Consider the following 16,181-nt stretch of genomic DNA (forward strand, 5'->3'; position numbering starts at 1 on the left):
CCAGGGGGTAAACAGACGCCAATCCCGCCGATACCGCAGTAGCCGTACGGGTTTTTGTGCAGATACTGCTGGTGGTCGTCCTCAGCGTAATAGAACGGCGTCGCATTGCTGATTTCGGTGGTGATAGGGCGGTCGTCGCCCGCAGCGCGCATGGCGGTCTGGAAACGCTCCAGACTGGCGTGCGCGGCGCTGTCCTGTTCCGGCGTCAGCGGATAGATAGCCGAACGATACTGAGTGCCGTGGTCGTTGCCCTGTTGCATGCCCTGAGCCGGATCGTGGTTTTCCCAGAACACCTGCAGCAATTGCTCATAACTGATGACCGCCGGGTCGTACACCACGCGTACCGCTTCGGCGTGGCCCGTTTCACCGGAGCAGACTTCCCGGTAGGTGGGGTTGGGCGTATAGCCACCGGTGTATCCTGCCGCGGTGCTGTAAACGCCAGGCAGTTGCCAGAACAACCGCTCCACGCCCCAGAAACAACCCATGGCGAAAATGGCGATTTCCATCCCTTCGGGGACATTTGTCATCGAGTGTTCGTTGACGGCATGCAGCGTCGCCACGGGCATCGGGGTATTGCGCCCAGGGAGGGCATCTGACGGTGAAATCAGATGCTTTTTATCAAATAAACTCATGGTGCCGTTCTCCCGAAAATCAGTAATTGGGGTTAAGGTTGTAACAAGACGCGTATTTGCACACAATATCCGTTACGAATACGTCTACAGTAAACATAAGAAATATTTGGGGTGTCGTCTGTTTTTCAACCCCAATTGTTGGGTTTTTGTTAAGCCGTGGATCGGCGTTATGATTTTTTTCCAGGGGTGGAAATAAGGGATTTCAGGAGAAAAAGTGCCACATATCCGTCAGTTATGTTGGGTGAGCCTGCTGTGTTTGAGTAGTTCTGCTTTTGCCGCGAACGTCCGTCTACAGGTCGAAGGGCTATCAGGAGAACTGGAGAAAAACGTCCGGGCACAACTCTCAACAATCCAGAGTGATGAAGTCACGCCGGATCGGCGTTTTCGCGCGCGCGTGGATGACGCTATCCGGGAAGGGCTGAAGGCGCTCGGTTATTATGAACCGACCATCGATTTCGATCTGCGTCCGCCTCCGGCGAAAGGGCGTCAGGTGCTGGTGGCCAAAGTGACACCCGGTGAACCGGTGCGCATTGGTGGAACAGAAGTCATTTTACGCGGCGGCGCGCGTACCGACAGAGATTACCTGGATCTGCTGAAAACGCGTCCGGCAATCGGTACGGTGCTCGATCATGGGGATTATGACAGCTTTAAAAAATCCCTCACCAGCGTGGCGCTACGTAAAGGGTATTTCGACAGCGAATTTAATAAGAGCCAGTTGGGTATTGCGCTTGATCGCCATCAGGCGTTCTGGGATATCGATTACGACAGTGGTGAACGTTATCGCTTTGGTCACGTCTCCTTTGAAGGTTCGCAGATCCGCGAGGAGTATCTGCAAAATCTGGTGCCCTTTAAAGAAGGGAATGCATACGAGTCAAAAGATCTCGGCGAGCTGAACCGTCGACTCTCGGCGACTGGCTGGTTTAATTCCGTGGTTGTGGCGCCCGAATTCGACAAAGCGCGAAAAACCAAAGTACTGCCGCTGAAGGGGGTGGTTTCACCGCGAACGGAAAACACCATTGAGACAGGGGTGGGGTATTCCACCGACGTGGGGCCGCGCGTGAAGACCACGTGGAAAAAACCGTGGATGAACTCCTACGGTCACAGCCTGACGACCAGCGCCAGTATCTCATCGCCTGAACAGCAACTGGATTTCAGCTACAAAATGCCGCTGCTGAAGAACCCGCTGGAGCAGTACTATCTGGTACAGGGCGGCTTTAAGCGTACCGATCTTAACGATACCGAACAGGACTCCACCACGCTTGCGGTTTCCCGCTACTGGGACCTGTCCAGCGGCTGGCAGCGCGCCATTAACCTGCGCTGGAGCCTTGACCACTTTACGCAGGGTGAAGTCACTGACACCACCATGCTGCTCTATCCCGGCGTGATGATCAGCCGAACCCGTTCGCGCGGCGGACTGATGCCCACCTGGGGCGATTCCCAGCGTTACTCTATTGATTATTCCAACACCGCCTGGGGCTCTGATGTCGACTTCTCGGTCTTTCAGGCGCAAAACGTCTGGATCCGTACCCTGTACGATCGTCATCGTTTCGTCACGCGTGGCAACCTGGGTTGGATCGAAACCGGTGATTTCGACAAGGTGCCACCGGACCTGCGTTTCTTCGCCGGGGGAGACCGCAGTATTCGCGGCTATAAATACAAATCCATTTCTCCGAAGTACAGCAACGGCGATCTGAAAGGGGCCTCGAAGCTGGTGACCGGATCGCTGGAATACCAGTACAACGTGACCGGTAAATGGTGGGGGGCGATGTTTGTCGATAGCGGTGAAGCGGTCAGTGATATCCGCAAAAGCGATTTCAAAACCGGCGCCGGGGTGGGGGTACGCTGGCAGTCTCCGGTCGGGCCGATCAAGCTCGATTTTGCCGTGCCGGTCGGCGACAAAGAGGAACACGGTTTACAGTTTTACATCGGTCTGGGGCCTGAATTATGAGTTTATGGAAGAAGATAAGCCTCGGCATCCTGATTTTTTTCCTGCTGTTGCTGGGAACGGTGGCGTTTCTGGTCGGAACAACAACCGGCCTGCATTTGATCTTCAATGCGGCGAATCGCTGGGTTCCGGGGCTGGAAATTGGTCAGGTCACCGGCGGCTGGCGTGATTTGTCGCTGAAAAATATCCGCTTTGACCAGCCTGGTGTAGCGGTTAACGCCGGGGAAGTGCATCTGGCGGTCGGGCTGAATTGCCTGTGGAACAGCAGCCTGTGCGTGAACGATCTGTCGCTCAAAGACATTAATGTGGCGATCGACAGTAAAAAAATGCCGCCTTCTGAGCAGGTAGAGGAAGAAGAGGATAGCGGGCCGCTGAATCTCTCCACGCCGTATCCGATCACGCTTTCTCGCGTGGCGCTCAATAACGTCAATATTAAAATCGATGACACCATCGTATCGGTGATGGATTTTACCTCCGGCTTGCACTGGCAAGAGAAGGATCTGACCCTGAAACCCACGTCGTTACAGGGATTGCTGATCGCACTGCCGAAAGTGGCGGAGGTGGCTCAGGAAGAAGTGGTCGAGCCGAAGATCCAGAACCCGCAGCCGGATGAAAAACCGCTTGGTGAAACGCTGAAAGATCTGTTTTCGCAGCCGGTTCTGCCGGAGATGACGGACGTTCATCTGCCGCTCAATCTCAATATTGAAGCGTTTAAAGGCGAACAACTGCGTATCACCGGCGATACTGACCTGACGGTGTATAACCTGCTGCTGAAAGTAAGCAGCATCGACGGCAACATGAAGCTCGATGCGCTCGATATCGACTCCAGTCAGGGTACGGTGAATGCCAGCGGTACGGCCCAGTTGACCAATAACTGGCCGGTAGACATCAGCCTGAACAGCACGCTGAACGTCGATCCGCTGAAAGGCGAGAAGGTGAAGCTGAAGGTGGGTGGGGCGCTGCGTGAACAACTGGAAGTGGGTGTTAACCTTTCCGGGCCGGTGGACATGGATCTGCGTGCCCAGACGCGTCTGGCGGAAGCCGGCCTGCCGCTGAATCTGGAGGTGGTCAGTAAGCAGATTTACTGGCCGTTTACCGGTGACAAACAGTTCCAGGCCGACGATATCAAGCTCAAGCTCACCGGCAAGATGACGGACTACACGCTGTCGATGCGTACGGCGGTGAAAGGGCAGGATATTCCTCCAGCGACCATTACCCTTGATGCGAAAGGCAACGAACAGCAAATTAATCTCGATAAACTCACCGTGGCGGCGCTGGAAGGGAAAACCGAGCTGAAAGCGCTGGTGGACTGGCAACAGGCGATCAGCTGGCGAGGAGAGTTGACGCTGGACGGCATCAACACCGCGAAAGAGATCCCCGACTGGCCGTCGAAGCTCAATGGCCTGATCAAAACCCGGGGCAGCCTGTATGGCGGCACCTGGCAGATGGACGTGCCGGAGCTGAAACTGACCGGGAACGTTAAGCAGAACAAGGTTAACGTTAACGGATCGCTGAAAGGCAACAGCTATTTGCAGTGGACCATTCCGGGCCTGCATCTGGAACTGGGACCAAACAGCGCCGACGTGAAAGGCGAGCTGGGCGTGAAAGATCTCAATCTGGATGCGACTATCGACGCGCCGGGACTGGACAACGCGCTGCCGGGACTCGGTGGTACGGCAAAAGGGTTGGTCAAGGTGCGCGGTACCGTCGACGCTCCGCAACTGCTGGCGGATATCACCGCCCGCGGGCTGCGCTGGCAGGAACTGTCCGTGGCGCAGGTGCGCGTGGAAGGCGATATCAAATCGACGGATCAGATTGCCGGTAACCTCAGTGTACGGGTTGAACGTATTTCGCAGCCCGACGTGAACATCAACCTTGTGACCCTGAACGCCAAAGGCAGCGAGAAGCAGCACGAGTTGCAATTACGTGTTCAGGGCGAGCCGGTCTCCGGCCAGCTCGATCTGGCGGGGAGTTTTGATCGTAAAGAAGAGCGCTGGAAAGGATCGCTGAGCAATACCCGTTTCCAGACGCCGGTTGGGCCGCTGACCCTGACGCGCCCCATCGCGCTGGACTATCGTAACAAAGAGCAGAAAATCAGTATCGGGCCGCACTGCTGGGCAAATCCGAATGCTGAACTGTGCGTGCCGCAAACCATCGATGCGGGTGCCGAAGGGCGGGCGGTAGTGAATCTTAACCGCTTTGATCTGGCGATGCTGAAACCGTTTATGCCGGAGGCGACGCAGGCCAGTGGCGTATTTACTGGCAAAGCGGACGTTTCGTGGGACACCACCAAAGAAGGGCTGCCTCAGGGTAATGTTACGCTCTCCGGGCGTAACGTGAAGGTGACGCAGACGGTGAACGATGCGCCGCTGCCGCTGGCGTTCGATACCCTGAACGTGACGGCCGATCTGCGCAACAATCGTGCAGAACTGGGCTGGCTGATCCGCCTGACCAATAATGGTCAGCTTGACGGACAGGTGCAGGTGACCGATCCGCAGGGGCGTCGTAACCTGGGCGGCAACGTCAACATTCGCAACGTGAATCTGGCGATGGTCAACCCGATCTTCGCGCGCGGCGAAAAGGCGGCGGGGATGCTGAGCGCCAATCTCCGTCTGGGCGGCGATGTACAGAGCCCGCAAATGTTTGGGCAACTGCAACTAAGCGGGCTGGATATCGACGGCAACTTTATGCCGTTTGATATGCAGCCGAGCCAACTGGCGATGAATTTCAACGGTACCCGCTCGACGCTTGCCGGGGTGATACGAACCCAGCAGGGGCAGATCAACTTAAGCGGCGACGCGGACTGGAGTCAGATCGACAACTGGCGTGCGCGTGTGGCGGCGAAAGGCAGCAGGGTACGTATCACCGTACCACCGATGGTGCGACTGGATGTTTCTCCGGATGTCGTGTTTGAAGCGACGCCGAGTCTGTTCACTCTCGATGGCCGGGTGGACGTGCCGTGGGCGCGTATTGTGGTTCATGACTTGCCAGAGAGCGCGGTGGGCGTCTCCAGCGATGAAGTGATGCTCAATAACGACCTGCAACCTGAGAAGCCGCAGAGCGCCGGGATCCCGATCAACAGCAATCTGATTGTGCATGTGGGTAACAACGTGCGGATGAATGCGTTTGGTCTGAAAGCTCGTCTGACAGGCGATCTGAACGTGGTGCAGGATAAGCAAGGGCTGGGGCTGAACGGGCAGATCAACATTCCGGAAGGCCGTTTCCACGCCTACGGTCAGGATCTGATTGTGCGGAAAGGCGAACTGTTGTTCTCTGGACCGCCGGACCAACCGTTGCTGAATATCGAAGCTATTCGTAACCCGGAAGCCACCGAAGATGACGTGATCGCGGGTGTTCGCGTCACCGGAACGGCAGATGAACCGAAGGCTGAGATCTTCTCTGATCCGGCAATGTCGCAGCAGGAAGCGCTCTCTTATCTGTTGCGCGGCCAGGGTCTGAGCAGCGATCAGAGCGACAGTGCGGCGATGACCTCCATGCTTATTGGCCTGGGGGTTGCACAAAGTGGTCAGGTTGTGGGTAAAATCGGGGAGACATTTGGCGTAAGCAATCTGGCACTGGATACTCAGGGGGTGGGCGACTCCTCCCAGGTGGTCGTCAGCGGATACGTACTGCCAGGTCTGCAAGTGAAATATGGTGTGGGTATATTTGACTCACTGGCGACACTCACGTTACGTTATCGCCTGATGCCTAAGCTATATCTGGAAGCCGTGTCTGGCGTAGATCAGGCACTGGATTTGCTCTATCAGTTTGAGTTTTAGCAATGCGAATATTTGTCTACGGCAGTTTACGAACCAAACAAGGCAACAGCCACTGGATGACCAACGCCCAGTTGCTGGGCGATTACAGTATCGATAACTACCAGTTGTATAGCCTGGGCCACTATCCAGGCGCAGTTCCGGGGAACGGAACGGTACACGGTGAGGTTTATCGTATTGATAACGCCACTCTGGCCGAACTGGATGCGCTGCGCACCCGAGGCGGTGAATACGCACGCCAGTTGATCCAGACGCCGTACGGCAGTGCATGGATGTACGTGTACCAGCGCCCGGTGGAGGGATTAACACTGATCGAAAGCGGTAACTGGTTAGACCGAGACCAGTACTGAGTAGCGCGCAGGGTAGGCCTGATAAGCGTAGCGTCATCAGGCATTTCCTTGTTTGCCAGCACTTTTACCACGCCACCTTCGGGTGGCGTAGTTTTTGGTGGCGGTGACTCGCGTTTACGGACACAAAAAAGCCCCGACATGCGGGGCTTCGCTCGACAGGACGACTTACTTCTTCGCCGCACGCTCGAAGGAGGCAACGATTTCAGCTTTCGCCGCTTCAGCGTTGTCCCAACCGTCGACTTTCACCCATTTGCCTTTTTCGAGATCTTTATAGTGCTCGAAGAAGTGCGTGATCTGCGCTTTCAGCAGTTCCGGCAGGTCGTTCACATCGTTGATGTGATCGTACTCTTTGCTCAGCTTGGTGTGCGGTACAGCAACCAGTTTCGCATCTTCACCGGATTCGTCGGTCATTTTCAGTACGCCAACCGGACGGCAACGGATAACGGAGCCTGGCTGCAGCGGATACGGGGTCGGGACCAGTACGTCAACCGGGTCACCGTCCAGGGACAGGGTGTGGTTGATGTAACCGTAGTTGCACGGATAGAACATCGCAGTGGACATGAAGCGGTCAACGAACAGTGCGCCGCTCTCTTTGTCGACTTCGTATTTGATCGGATCGGCGTTAGCCGGGATCTCGATAACAACGTAGATATCTTCCGGCAGGTCTTTACCCGCAGGGACGTTGAGTAAGCTCATGTCTGTTTCCTTTAACTGTGTCGTAAACAAGTGGCGAGTATTATAGCTATCTCGCGCCGAATGTCTCCGCCTGATTTCGTTTTCACTCGTCTCCCGCTGGTCTTTTCAGACCACTCGCATGACAGAAAAATCCATATCTTCAGCCGCTTTTTTCATAGGTAAATGAAAGCGATTACAAACTTGTGATTAACGTTCTATTTACTTTTTTGAAGTGTGATGTAACGCAATCCGTTACATGTTCGATTGTCTATAGTTTTTTCGCGACTGTTTCTTAACCAACAATAACCTACCCTACGAGGACACAGTTATGTGGAAGCGCTTACTTATCGTCACAGCAGTTTCGGCAGTCATGTCGTCTATGGCCATGGCCGCCCCATTAACCGTAGGATTTTCGCAGGTCGGCTCTGAGTCCGGCTGGCGCGCCGCAGAGACCAACGTGGCGAAAAGCGAGGCCGAGAAGCGCGGCATCACGCTGAAAATCGCTGACGGTCAGCAAAAGCAGGAAAACCAGATTAAAGCCGTGCGTTCCTTTGTCGCTCAGGGCGTCGATGCCATCTTTATTGCGCCGGTAGTGGCAACAGGGTGGGAGCCGGTGTTGAAGGAAGCGAAAGATGCTGAGATCCCGGTCTTCTTGCTCGATCGTTCCATCGATGTCAAAGACAAATCTCTCTATATGACCACCGTCACCGCTAACAACGTGCTGGAAGGTCAACTGATCGGCGACTGGCTAATCAAAGAGGTGAACGGCAAGCCGTGTAATGTGGTTGAGCTGCAGGGTACCGTCGGGGCCAGCGTGGCGATTGACCGTAAGAAAGGGTTTGCTGAAGCCATCGCCAAAGCACCAAACATCAAAATTATCCGCTCTCAGTCCGGCGACTTTACCCGTAGTAAAGGTAAAGAGGTGATGGAGAGCTTTATCAAAGCCGAGAACAACGGCAAGAACATCTGCATGGTTTATGCCCATAACGATGACATGGTGATCGGGGCTATCCAGGCGATCAAAGAAGCGGGGTTGAAACCGGGCAAAGATATTCTGACCGGCTCTATTGACGGCGTACCGGACATCTACAAAGCGATGATCGACGGTGAAGCGAATGCCAGCGTTGAACTGACGCCGAACATGGCAGGCCCGGCCTTCGACGCGCTCGAGAAGTTCAAGAAAGATGGCACGATGCCTGAGAAGGTCACGATCACCAAGTCGACGCTGTATCTGCCGGATACCGCGAAAGAAGAGTTAGAGAAGAAGAAAAACATGGGCTACTAAGTTCAGACCCTTTCTGGGGGCATACCTAACACCGTAGGCCTGATAAGCGAAGCGCCATCAGGCAAAGGTTCTGCCGGATGGCAACGTAACCGCCTTATCCGGCCTACGGGCCTCCAGAGCCACACTCTTGTCGCGGAGGGCTATTATGATCGCGGAACAACACCAGGAGATCCTCCGTACAGAGGGATTAAGTAAATTCTTTCCTGGCGTCAAAGCGCTGGATAACGTCGATTTCAGTCTGCGTCGCGGCGAAATTATGGCGCTGCTCGGCGAGAACGGGGCCGGAAAATCCACGCTCATTAAAGCACTGACCGGCGTCTATCATGCCGATCGCGGTAGTATCTGGCTGGAAGGCAGTGCCATCTCCCCCAGAAATACCGCACATGCCCAACAGCTGGGCATTGGCACGGTGTATCAGGAAGTGAACCTGCTGCCGAATATGTCGGTGGCGGATAACCTGTTTATTGGTCGTGAACCGCGTCGATTTGGCCTGCTACGGCGCAAAGAGATGGAAAAGCGCGCTACGGCGCTAATGGCGTCTTACGGTTTTTCCCTCGACGTGCGCGAACCGCTGAACCGCTATTCGGTGGCGATGCAACAGATCGTCGCGATCTGCCGGGCGATCGATCTTTCCGCCAAAGTTCTGATCCTTGATGAACCTACCGCCAGTCTCGATACGCAAGAGGTTGAGATGCTGTTCGGCTTAATGCGGCATCTGCGCGATCGCGGCGTGAGTCTGATCTTCGTCACCCATTTTCTTGATCAGGTCTATCAGGTCAGCGATCGGATCACCGTCCTGCGTAACGGCAGTTTTGTCGGCTGCCGGGAAACCCGCGAGCTGCCGCAGATTGAACTGGTCAAAATGATGCTGGGACGCGAGCTGGACACTCATGCGCTACAGCGTGCGGGGCGTACCTTGTTGAGTGATAAACCGGTGGCCGCGTTCAAAGGTTTCGGTAAGAAAGGGACGATCTCCCCGTTCGATCTCGAAGTACGACCTGGTGAGATCGTCGGTCTGGCGGGACTGCTTGGATCCGGGCGCACCGAAACGGCCGAGGTGATTTTCGGTATCAAACCGGCGGACAGCGGCAGCGCGCTGATCAGAGGAAAACCGCAGACGCTGCGATCCCCTCATCAGGCATCATGCCTGGGGATCGGTTTTTGTCCGGAGGATCGCAAAACGGACGGTATTATTGCCGCCGCCTCGGTGCGCGAAAACATCATCCTGGCATTGCAGGCCCAGCGCGGCTGGTTGCGGCCGATTGCGCGCAAAGAACAAAACGACATTGCCGAGCGGTTTATCCGTCAGCTTGGCATTCGCACCCCCAGCGCAGAACAGCCGATCGAGTTTCTTTCCGGCGGCAACCAGCAAAAAGTGCTGCTATCGCGCTGGCTGCTGACTAAACCACAGTTTCTGATCCTCGATGAACCGACGCGAGGGATCGACGTAGGCGCGCATGCCGAGATCATCCGCCTGATCGAAACGCTGTGCGCCGATGGTCTGGCGCTGCTGGTGATCTCCTCGGAGCTGGAGGAACTGGTAGGCTATGCGGATCGGGTGATCATCATGCGTGACCGCAAACAGGTGGCGGAGATCCCGCTGGCTGAACTGTCCGTTCCGGCGATCATGAACGCCATCGCGGCGTAAGGAGACTCTTGTGATGCCCCAATCTCTCCCGCAAACCACGCCGCCAAAGCGACGCTTTCGCTGGCCGACCGGTATGCCGCAGCTGATTGCGCTGCTGCTGGTGCTGTTGGTGGACAGCCTCGTCGCCCCCCACTTTTACCAGATTATATTGCAGGACGGTCGTCTGTTCGGCAGCCCGATCGATATCCTGAATCGCGCCGCTCCCGTCGCGCTGTTGGCGATAGGGATGACGCTGGTTATTGCCACCGGGGGCATTGACCTTTCCGTTGGCGCGGTGATGGCGATTGCCGGCGCCACGACCGCGGCGATGACCGTCGCCGGTCACAGCCTGCCAGTGGTCCTGCTTGCCGCATTGGGGACCGGCGTGCTGGCTGGCCTGTGGAACGGCGTCCTGGTGGCGATCCTCAAAATTCAGCCGTTTGTCGCCACGCTAATCCTGATGGTGGCGGGTCGCGGCGTGGCGCAACTGATCACCTCTGGACAGATTGTCACCTTCAACTCGCCCACGCTCTCCTGGTTCGGCAGCGGCTCGCTGTTGTTGTTTCCCACGCCGGTGATTATCGCGCTGATCACGCTGCTGCTGTTCTGGCTGTTGACCCGGCGAACGGCGCTCGGGATGTTTATTGAAGCGGTGGGGATTAACATCCGGGCAGCGAAAAATGCCGGCGTCAACACACGAGTCATCGTTATGCTCACCTATGTGTTGAGCGGGCTGTGCGCAGCAATTGCCGGGATTATCGTCACGGCGGATATTCGCGGTGCCGATGCCAACAACGCCGGCTTGTGGCTGGAGCTGGACGCCATTCTGGCGGTGGTGATCGGCGGCGGTTCCCTGATGGGCGGGCGCTTTAATCTGCTGCTGTCAGTGGTGGGCGCGCTGATCATTCAGGGGATGAACACCGGGATCCTGCTGTCCGGGTTTCCGCCGGAGATGAACCAGGTGGTCAAAGCCATCGTGGTGCTGTGCGTACTGATTGTGCAGTCACAGCGCTTTATCAGTTTGCTAAAAGGAGTGCGTGGTCGTGATAAAACGTAATTTACCGTTAATGATCACCCTCGGGGTTTTCGTGCTGGGCTATCTCTATTGTCTGACGCAGTTTCCAGGCTTTGCCTCCACGCGCGTGATCTGCAACATTCTGACCGATAATGCCTTCCTGGGGATCATCGCCGTGGGGATGACCTTTGTGATCCTCTCCGGTGGGATCGATCTCTCCGTGGGATCGGTGATCGCCTTCACCGGTGTATTCCTGGCGAAGGCCATCGGCTACTGGGGGATCTCGCCGTTACTGGCGTTTCCGCTGGTGTTGGCGATGGGCTGCGCGTTTGGCGCGTTCATGGGGTTGCTGATTGATGCGCTGAAGATCCCGGCGTTTATCATCACGCTTGCCGGTATGTTTTTCCTGCGCGGGGTCAGTTACCTGGTATCGGAAGAGTCGATCCCGATTAACCATCCCATCTATGACACGCTTTCCAGCCTGGCGTGGAAAATCCCCGGCGGTGGGCGTCTGAGCGCGATGGGCCTGCTGATGCTGGCGGTGGTGGTCATTGGGATTTTCCTCGCGCATCGCACCCGGTTTGGCAATCAGGTGTATGCCATTGGCGGGAATGCGACATCGGCGAACCTGATGGGGATTTCCACCCGTAGCACCACGATCCGCATTTATATGCTGTCAACCGGGCTGGCGACGCTGGCCGGGATTGTCTTTTCTGTTTACACCCAGGCTGGCTACGCGCTGGCGGGAGTGGGCGTAGAGCTGGATGCGATCGCTTCGGTGGTGATCGGTGGTACGTTGCTGAGCGGTGGGGTCGGTACGGTTCTTGGAACGCTGTTTGGCGTGGCGATTCAGGGGCTGATCCAGACCTACATTAACTTCGACGGCACGCTCAGTTCATGGTGGACGAAAATTGCCATTGGCGTTTTGTTATTTATTTTCATTGCGTTGCAGCGCGGTCTGACGGTGCTTTGGGAAAATCGACAGAGCTCGCCGGTAACACGAGTCGGCCCGGCCGCGACGCCGAAGTGAGACACAGATTTTACTTAAACACCTAAACTTTTTCCGGTTGTTGTCGATAGTTTCTGTATATCTTACAACCGGAAAATAACGATGCCAAAATCCCTCTCCCTACGAAATACCCTGTTGGTTTTATTGTCGCTTATTACCCTGTTATTGCTGCTAACAGGCAGCATGGGGATTTACGCCTCCACGCGAATCATTACCTCATGGATTTATTACGGAGTGATGACCGCGACGACGCTGACGGCCATCGCCCTGTTGGCGGTGGTCTGGCTGTTATTGCGTAATAAACTGCTGAAACCGCTCGATAATGTGGTTGAACAACTGGAACGCCTGGCGACGGGAGATTTGTCGGCGGCAGAAAGCCGTTATGCCAGCGCCGAGTTTAATCGCCTGCAGGCCGCGCTTGAAGGGATGCGCATGGCGCTGAGTGAATCTGTCAGACGCGTTCGCGATGCCAGTTCGCAGATAGACACCGGCAGTCGTGAACTGACGGCGGGCAATATTCATCTGGCGACACGCACCGAATCGACGGCGACCTCGCTGGAACAAACTGCCGCCAGCATGGAGGAGCTTACCGCAACGGTGAAACAGAATGCGGAAAACGCCGATCAGGCGCATCAACTGGCGAAATCGGTTTCTGATACCGCCGATCGCGGCAGTGAAATGGTCTGTTATGTCATTGAAAAAATGCGCGACATTTCCGGGAGTGCTAATCGTATCGCCGATATTCTTGGCGTGATCGACGGGATTGCATTCCAGACCAATATTCTGGCGCTGAACGCCTCGGTTGAAGCGGCGCGCGCGGGAGAGCAGGGACGCGGTTTTGCCGTGGTGGCGGGCGAAGTGCGTAATCTGGCTAGCCGCAGCGCGGAGGCCGCAAAAGAGATCCGTACGCTGATTGGCGACTCGCAGTCACAAGTGGGAGAGGGCAGCGATCTGGCGATGCAGGCGGGCGAAACGATGGATGAGATTGCCAGCGAGGTCATGCGGATGACCAAACTGATGCGGGAAATCGCCAGTGCGTCGCAGGAGCAGAGTCGCGGTATCGAACAGGTGAATATTGCGGTGAGTCAGATGGATGAAACGGCGCAGCAGAATGCGGCGCTGGTACAACAGTCTTCTGCGGCAACCCGATCGCTGGAAGAGCAGTCGCACGCGCTGATTGAAGCGATGGCGTCGTTTAAATTGCAGACCGCCTGACAGAAAAACGCCTCTCCGGGGAGAGGCGTTTAGCGTGTAGGCTGGATAAAGCGTCAGCCCATCCGGCAAGGGTTTTAGGCGTCCGGGAATTCCCGGATAAAGCGTTCTACATCTTCAACCATATGGTTGTTGCCGACGAAGAACGAACGACGCTGGTGCAGGCTTTCCGGCGTGATATCCAGAATACGCTCTTTCCCGTCGCTCGCCTTGCCGCCCGCTTGCTCCGCAAGGAATGCCATTGGGTTGCACTCGTACAGCAGACGCAGTTTACCGTCCGGGTGGCTGGCGGTGCTTGGGTAAAGGTAGATCCCGCCTTTCAGCAGGTTACGATGGAAGTCAGCAACCAGTGAGCCGATGTAGCGCGAGGTATACGGGCGCTGCGTGGATTTATCCTCTTCCTGGCAGAACTTGATGTACTTCTTCACGCCATTCGGGAATTTGATGTAGTTGCCTTCGTTAATGGAGTAGGTGTTGCCTTTCTCCGGGAAGCGCATCCGCTCCTGACACAGGCAGAACACACCCAGCGACGGATCGTAGGTAAAGGCGTGGACGCCGCAGCCGGTGGTGTAAACCAGCATGGTGGAAGAGCCGTAAACCACGTAACCCGCAGCAACCTGCTTGTTGCCTGGTTGCAGGAAATCTTCTTCCGTGACCGGCGTGCCGACAGGCGTCACGCGGCGGTAGATAGAGAAAATGGTCCCGACAGAGACGTTAACATCGATGTTGGACGATCCATCCAGCGGGTCCATCAGCACCACGTATTTCGCGTGTTCACAGCCTTCGAAAACGACGATTTCATCTTCTTCTTCAGAGGCAATACCCGCGACAATATCACGCGCCTTGAGTGCAGCTTTCAGTTTTTCGTTCGCGAACAGGTCGAGTTTCTGCTGAACCTCACCCTGTACGTTCTCAGCACCGCTGGCACCCAGGATATCGACCAGACCGGCCTTGTTGATATCGCGGTGGATGATCTTGGCGCCCAGCTTTATTGCCGACAACAACGCAGTGAGCTCACCTGTAGCATGAGAGAACTCGTGCTGCTTCTCGACAATAAATTCACCTAACGTTTTCATAACACTTTCCCTGCAATTAATATGGAGTAAAGCGACCGTAACAATCTTAACAAATATTTCAGTGGCTGCGCTCAGGTGAATCGCGCCAGCAAACTACGGATTATCCTGAAATGCGTTTCTCACTTGGCTGACATATGCGTAAAATGCCCCCTGGGTTAAATTAGGATAGTGACGTATGCGCATTCATATTTTGGGAATTTGTGGCACGTTCATGGGCGGTCTGGCGATGCTGGCGCGCTCGCTCGGTCATGAAGTAACGGGTTCGGACGCCAATGTGTATCCGCCGATGAGTACCTTGCTTGAGAATCAGGGCATTGATTTGATTCAGGGTTATGACCCCAGTCAACTCGACCCGCAGCCGGATTTGGTGATCATCGGCAATGCCATGACCCGTGGGAATCCGTGCGTTGAGGCGGTGCTGGAGAAAAACATTCCGTTCATGTCCGGCCCGCAGTGGCTGCATGACTTTGTGTTGCGCGATCGTTGGGTGCTGGCCGTTGCGGGAACGCACGGTAAAACCACGACCGCCGGCATGGCGACCTGGATTCTGGACGCTTGCGGTTACAAACCCGGTTTTGTGATTGGCGGCGTGCCGGGGAACTTTGACGTTTCTGCGCGTCTGGGCGAAAGCGACTTCTTCGTGATTGAAGCGGATGAGTACGACTGCGCCTTCTTCGATAAACGCTCTAAATTCGTACATTACTGCCCGCGTACGTTGATCCTCAATAACCTTGAGTTTGATCATGCGGATATCTTTGACGATCTGAAAGCGATCCAGAAGCAGTTCCACCATCTGGTCCGCATTGTGCCGGGGCAGGGGCGGATCATCTATCCTGAACACGACATTAACCTGAAGCAGACGATGGCGATGGGCTGCTGGAGCGAACAGGAACTGGTGGGCGAGCAGGGCCACTGGCAGGCGAAAAAGCTGAACGTCGATGCTTCTGAATGGGAAGTGTGGCTGGACGGTGAGAAGGTCGGCGACGTGAAGTGGTCGCTGGTCGGTGAGCACAACATGCACAACGGTCTGATGGCAATCGCCGCAGCCCGTCATGTTGGCGTCCAACCGGCGGATGCGGCTCAGGCGCTGGGATCTTTTATTAATGCCCGTCGCCGCCTGGAACTGCGCGGTGAAGCAAACGGCGTCACGGTGTACGACGATTTTGCCCATCACCCAACGGCGATTCTGGCAACGCTTGCGGCGCTGCGCGGAAAAGTAGGCGGCACGGCGCGCATCATCGCCGTGCTGGAACCGCGTTCCAACACCATGAAGATGGGGCTGTGCAAAGATGACCTGGCACCGTCATTGGGCCGCGCAGATGAAGTGTATCTGCTGCAACCACCGCATATTCCGTGGCAAGTCGCGGAAGTGGCGGACGCCTGCATTCAGCCTGCTCACTGGAGCGGGGATGTGGATACGCTGGCAGAGATGATCGTGAAAACGGCGCAGCCGGGCGATCACATTCTGGTGATGAGTAACGGCGGATTTGGTGGAATTCACCAGAAACTGCTGGATGGTCTGGCGAAGAAAGCCGAAGCGGAAGCTGAAGAGTAAGAAAAATGCCCGGTGGCGCTGATG

Annotated in this window: 12 protein-coding genes; 9 read left to right on the forward strand and 3 right to left on the reverse strand. The window is 55.9% G+C overall.

Annotated features, from left to right (window positions below):
- Positions 1-632: peptide-methionine (S)-S-oxide reductase MsrA (gene msrA / locus JTI98_RS07605; protein WP_216082095.1), on the reverse strand; the 632-nt coding region annotated here is incomplete at its 3' end.
- Between the two features lie 214 nt (positions 633-846).
- On the opposite strand from msrA, the gene tamA reads away from it, so the two are divergent.
- The 3 genes from tamA to JTI98_RS07620 are packed head-to-tail and all read left to right on the forward strand — an operon-like array spanning position 847 to position 6,703.
- Complete coding sequence (gene tamA / locus JTI98_RS07610) at positions 847-2,580, forward strand: autotransporter assembly complex protein TamA (protein WP_216082096.1); 1,734 nt, start codon at positions 847-849, stop codon at positions 2,578-2,580.
- Positions 2,577-6,356, forward strand: a complete 3,780-nt coding sequence (gene tamB, locus JTI98_RS07615) for an autotransporter assembly complex protein TamB (RefSeq protein ID WP_216082097.1) — start codon at positions 2,577-2,579, stop codon at positions 6,354-6,356. Before tamA ends, tamB begins: the two co-directional genes overlap by 4 nt.
- A gap of 2 nt (positions 6,357-6,358) precedes the next feature.
- Complete coding sequence (locus tag JTI98_RS07620; protein WP_042999209.1) at positions 6,359-6,703, forward strand: gamma-glutamylcyclotransferase; 345 nt, start codon at positions 6,359-6,361, stop codon at positions 6,701-6,703.
- A gap of 165 nt (positions 6,704-6,868) precedes the next feature.
- Here the strand turns inward: JTI98_RS07620 and ppa are convergent, their stop codons facing one another.
- Positions 6,869-7,399, reverse strand: a complete 531-nt coding sequence (gene ppa, locus JTI98_RS07625) for an inorganic diphosphatase (RefSeq protein ID WP_042999210.1) — start codon at positions 7,397-7,399, stop codon at positions 6,869-6,871.
- A 307-nt stretch (positions 7,400-7,706) separates the two neighbouring features.
- Here ppa and ytfQ point away from each other — a divergent pair, with 307 nt between their 5' ends.
- The 5 genes from ytfQ (at position 7,707) to JTI98_RS07650 (ending at position 13,529) form a co-directional block, all read left to right on the forward strand.
- Positions 7,707-8,663 (forward strand): galactofuranose ABC transporter substrate-binding protein YtfQ, encoded by a 957-nt coding sequence (ytfQ, locus tag JTI98_RS07630; RefSeq protein ID WP_044327512.1) that lies wholly within the window; start codon positions 7,707-7,709, stop codon positions 8,661-8,663.
- Positions 8,664-8,808: 145 nt separating this feature from the next.
- Positions 8,809-10,311: a galactofuranose ABC transporter, ATP-binding protein YtfR gene (gene ytfR / locus JTI98_RS07635; RefSeq protein WP_042999212.1), complete on the forward strand. Its 1,503-nt coding sequence runs from the start codon at positions 8,809-8,811 to the stop codon at positions 10,309-10,311.
- Between the two features lie 13 nt (positions 10,312-10,324).
- Positions 10,325-11,347, forward strand: coding sequence for a galactofuranose ABC transporter, ATP-binding protein YtfT (gene ytfT, locus JTI98_RS07640; RefSeq protein ID WP_042999213.1), 1,023 nt, complete (start codon positions 10,325-10,327; stop codon positions 11,345-11,347).
- Positions 11,334-12,335, forward strand: coding sequence for a galactofuranose ABC transporter, permease protein YjfF (gene yjfF / locus JTI98_RS07645; RefSeq protein WP_042999214.1), 1,002 nt, complete (start codon positions 11,334-11,336; stop codon positions 12,333-12,335). Before ytfT ends, yjfF begins: the two co-directional genes overlap by 14 nt.
- 81 nt (positions 12,336-12,416) lie before the next feature.
- On the forward strand, positions 12,417-13,529 hold the full coding sequence (locus JTI98_RS07650; RefSeq protein WP_072200586.1) for a methyl-accepting chemotaxis protein: 1,113 nt from the start codon (positions 12,417-12,419) through the stop codon (positions 13,527-13,529).
- A gap of 74 nt (positions 13,530-13,603) precedes the next feature.
- Here the strand turns inward: JTI98_RS07650 and fbp are convergent, their stop codons facing one another.
- A complete protein-coding gene (gene fbp, locus JTI98_RS07655; RefSeq protein WP_042999215.1) occupies positions 13,604-14,602 on the reverse strand; it encodes a class 1 fructose-bisphosphatase in 999 nt (332 codons plus the stop codon).
- Between the two features lie 175 nt (positions 14,603-14,777).
- On the opposite strand from fbp, the gene mpl reads away from it, so the two are divergent.
- Complete coding sequence (mpl, locus tag JTI98_RS07660) at positions 14,778-16,157, forward strand: UDP-N-acetylmuramate:L-alanyl-gamma-D-glutamyl-meso-diaminopimelate ligase (RefSeq protein WP_044327510.1); 1,380 nt, start codon at positions 14,778-14,780, stop codon at positions 16,155-16,157.
- The last annotated feature ends 24 nt before the right edge of the window (positions 16,158-16,181 follow it).

This window comes from Citrobacter sp. MGH 55, assembly GCF_016906145.1.
Taxonomy (GTDB): Bacteria; Pseudomonadota; Gammaproteobacteria; order Enterobacterales; family Enterobacteriaceae; genus Citrobacter_A; species Citrobacter_A amalonaticus.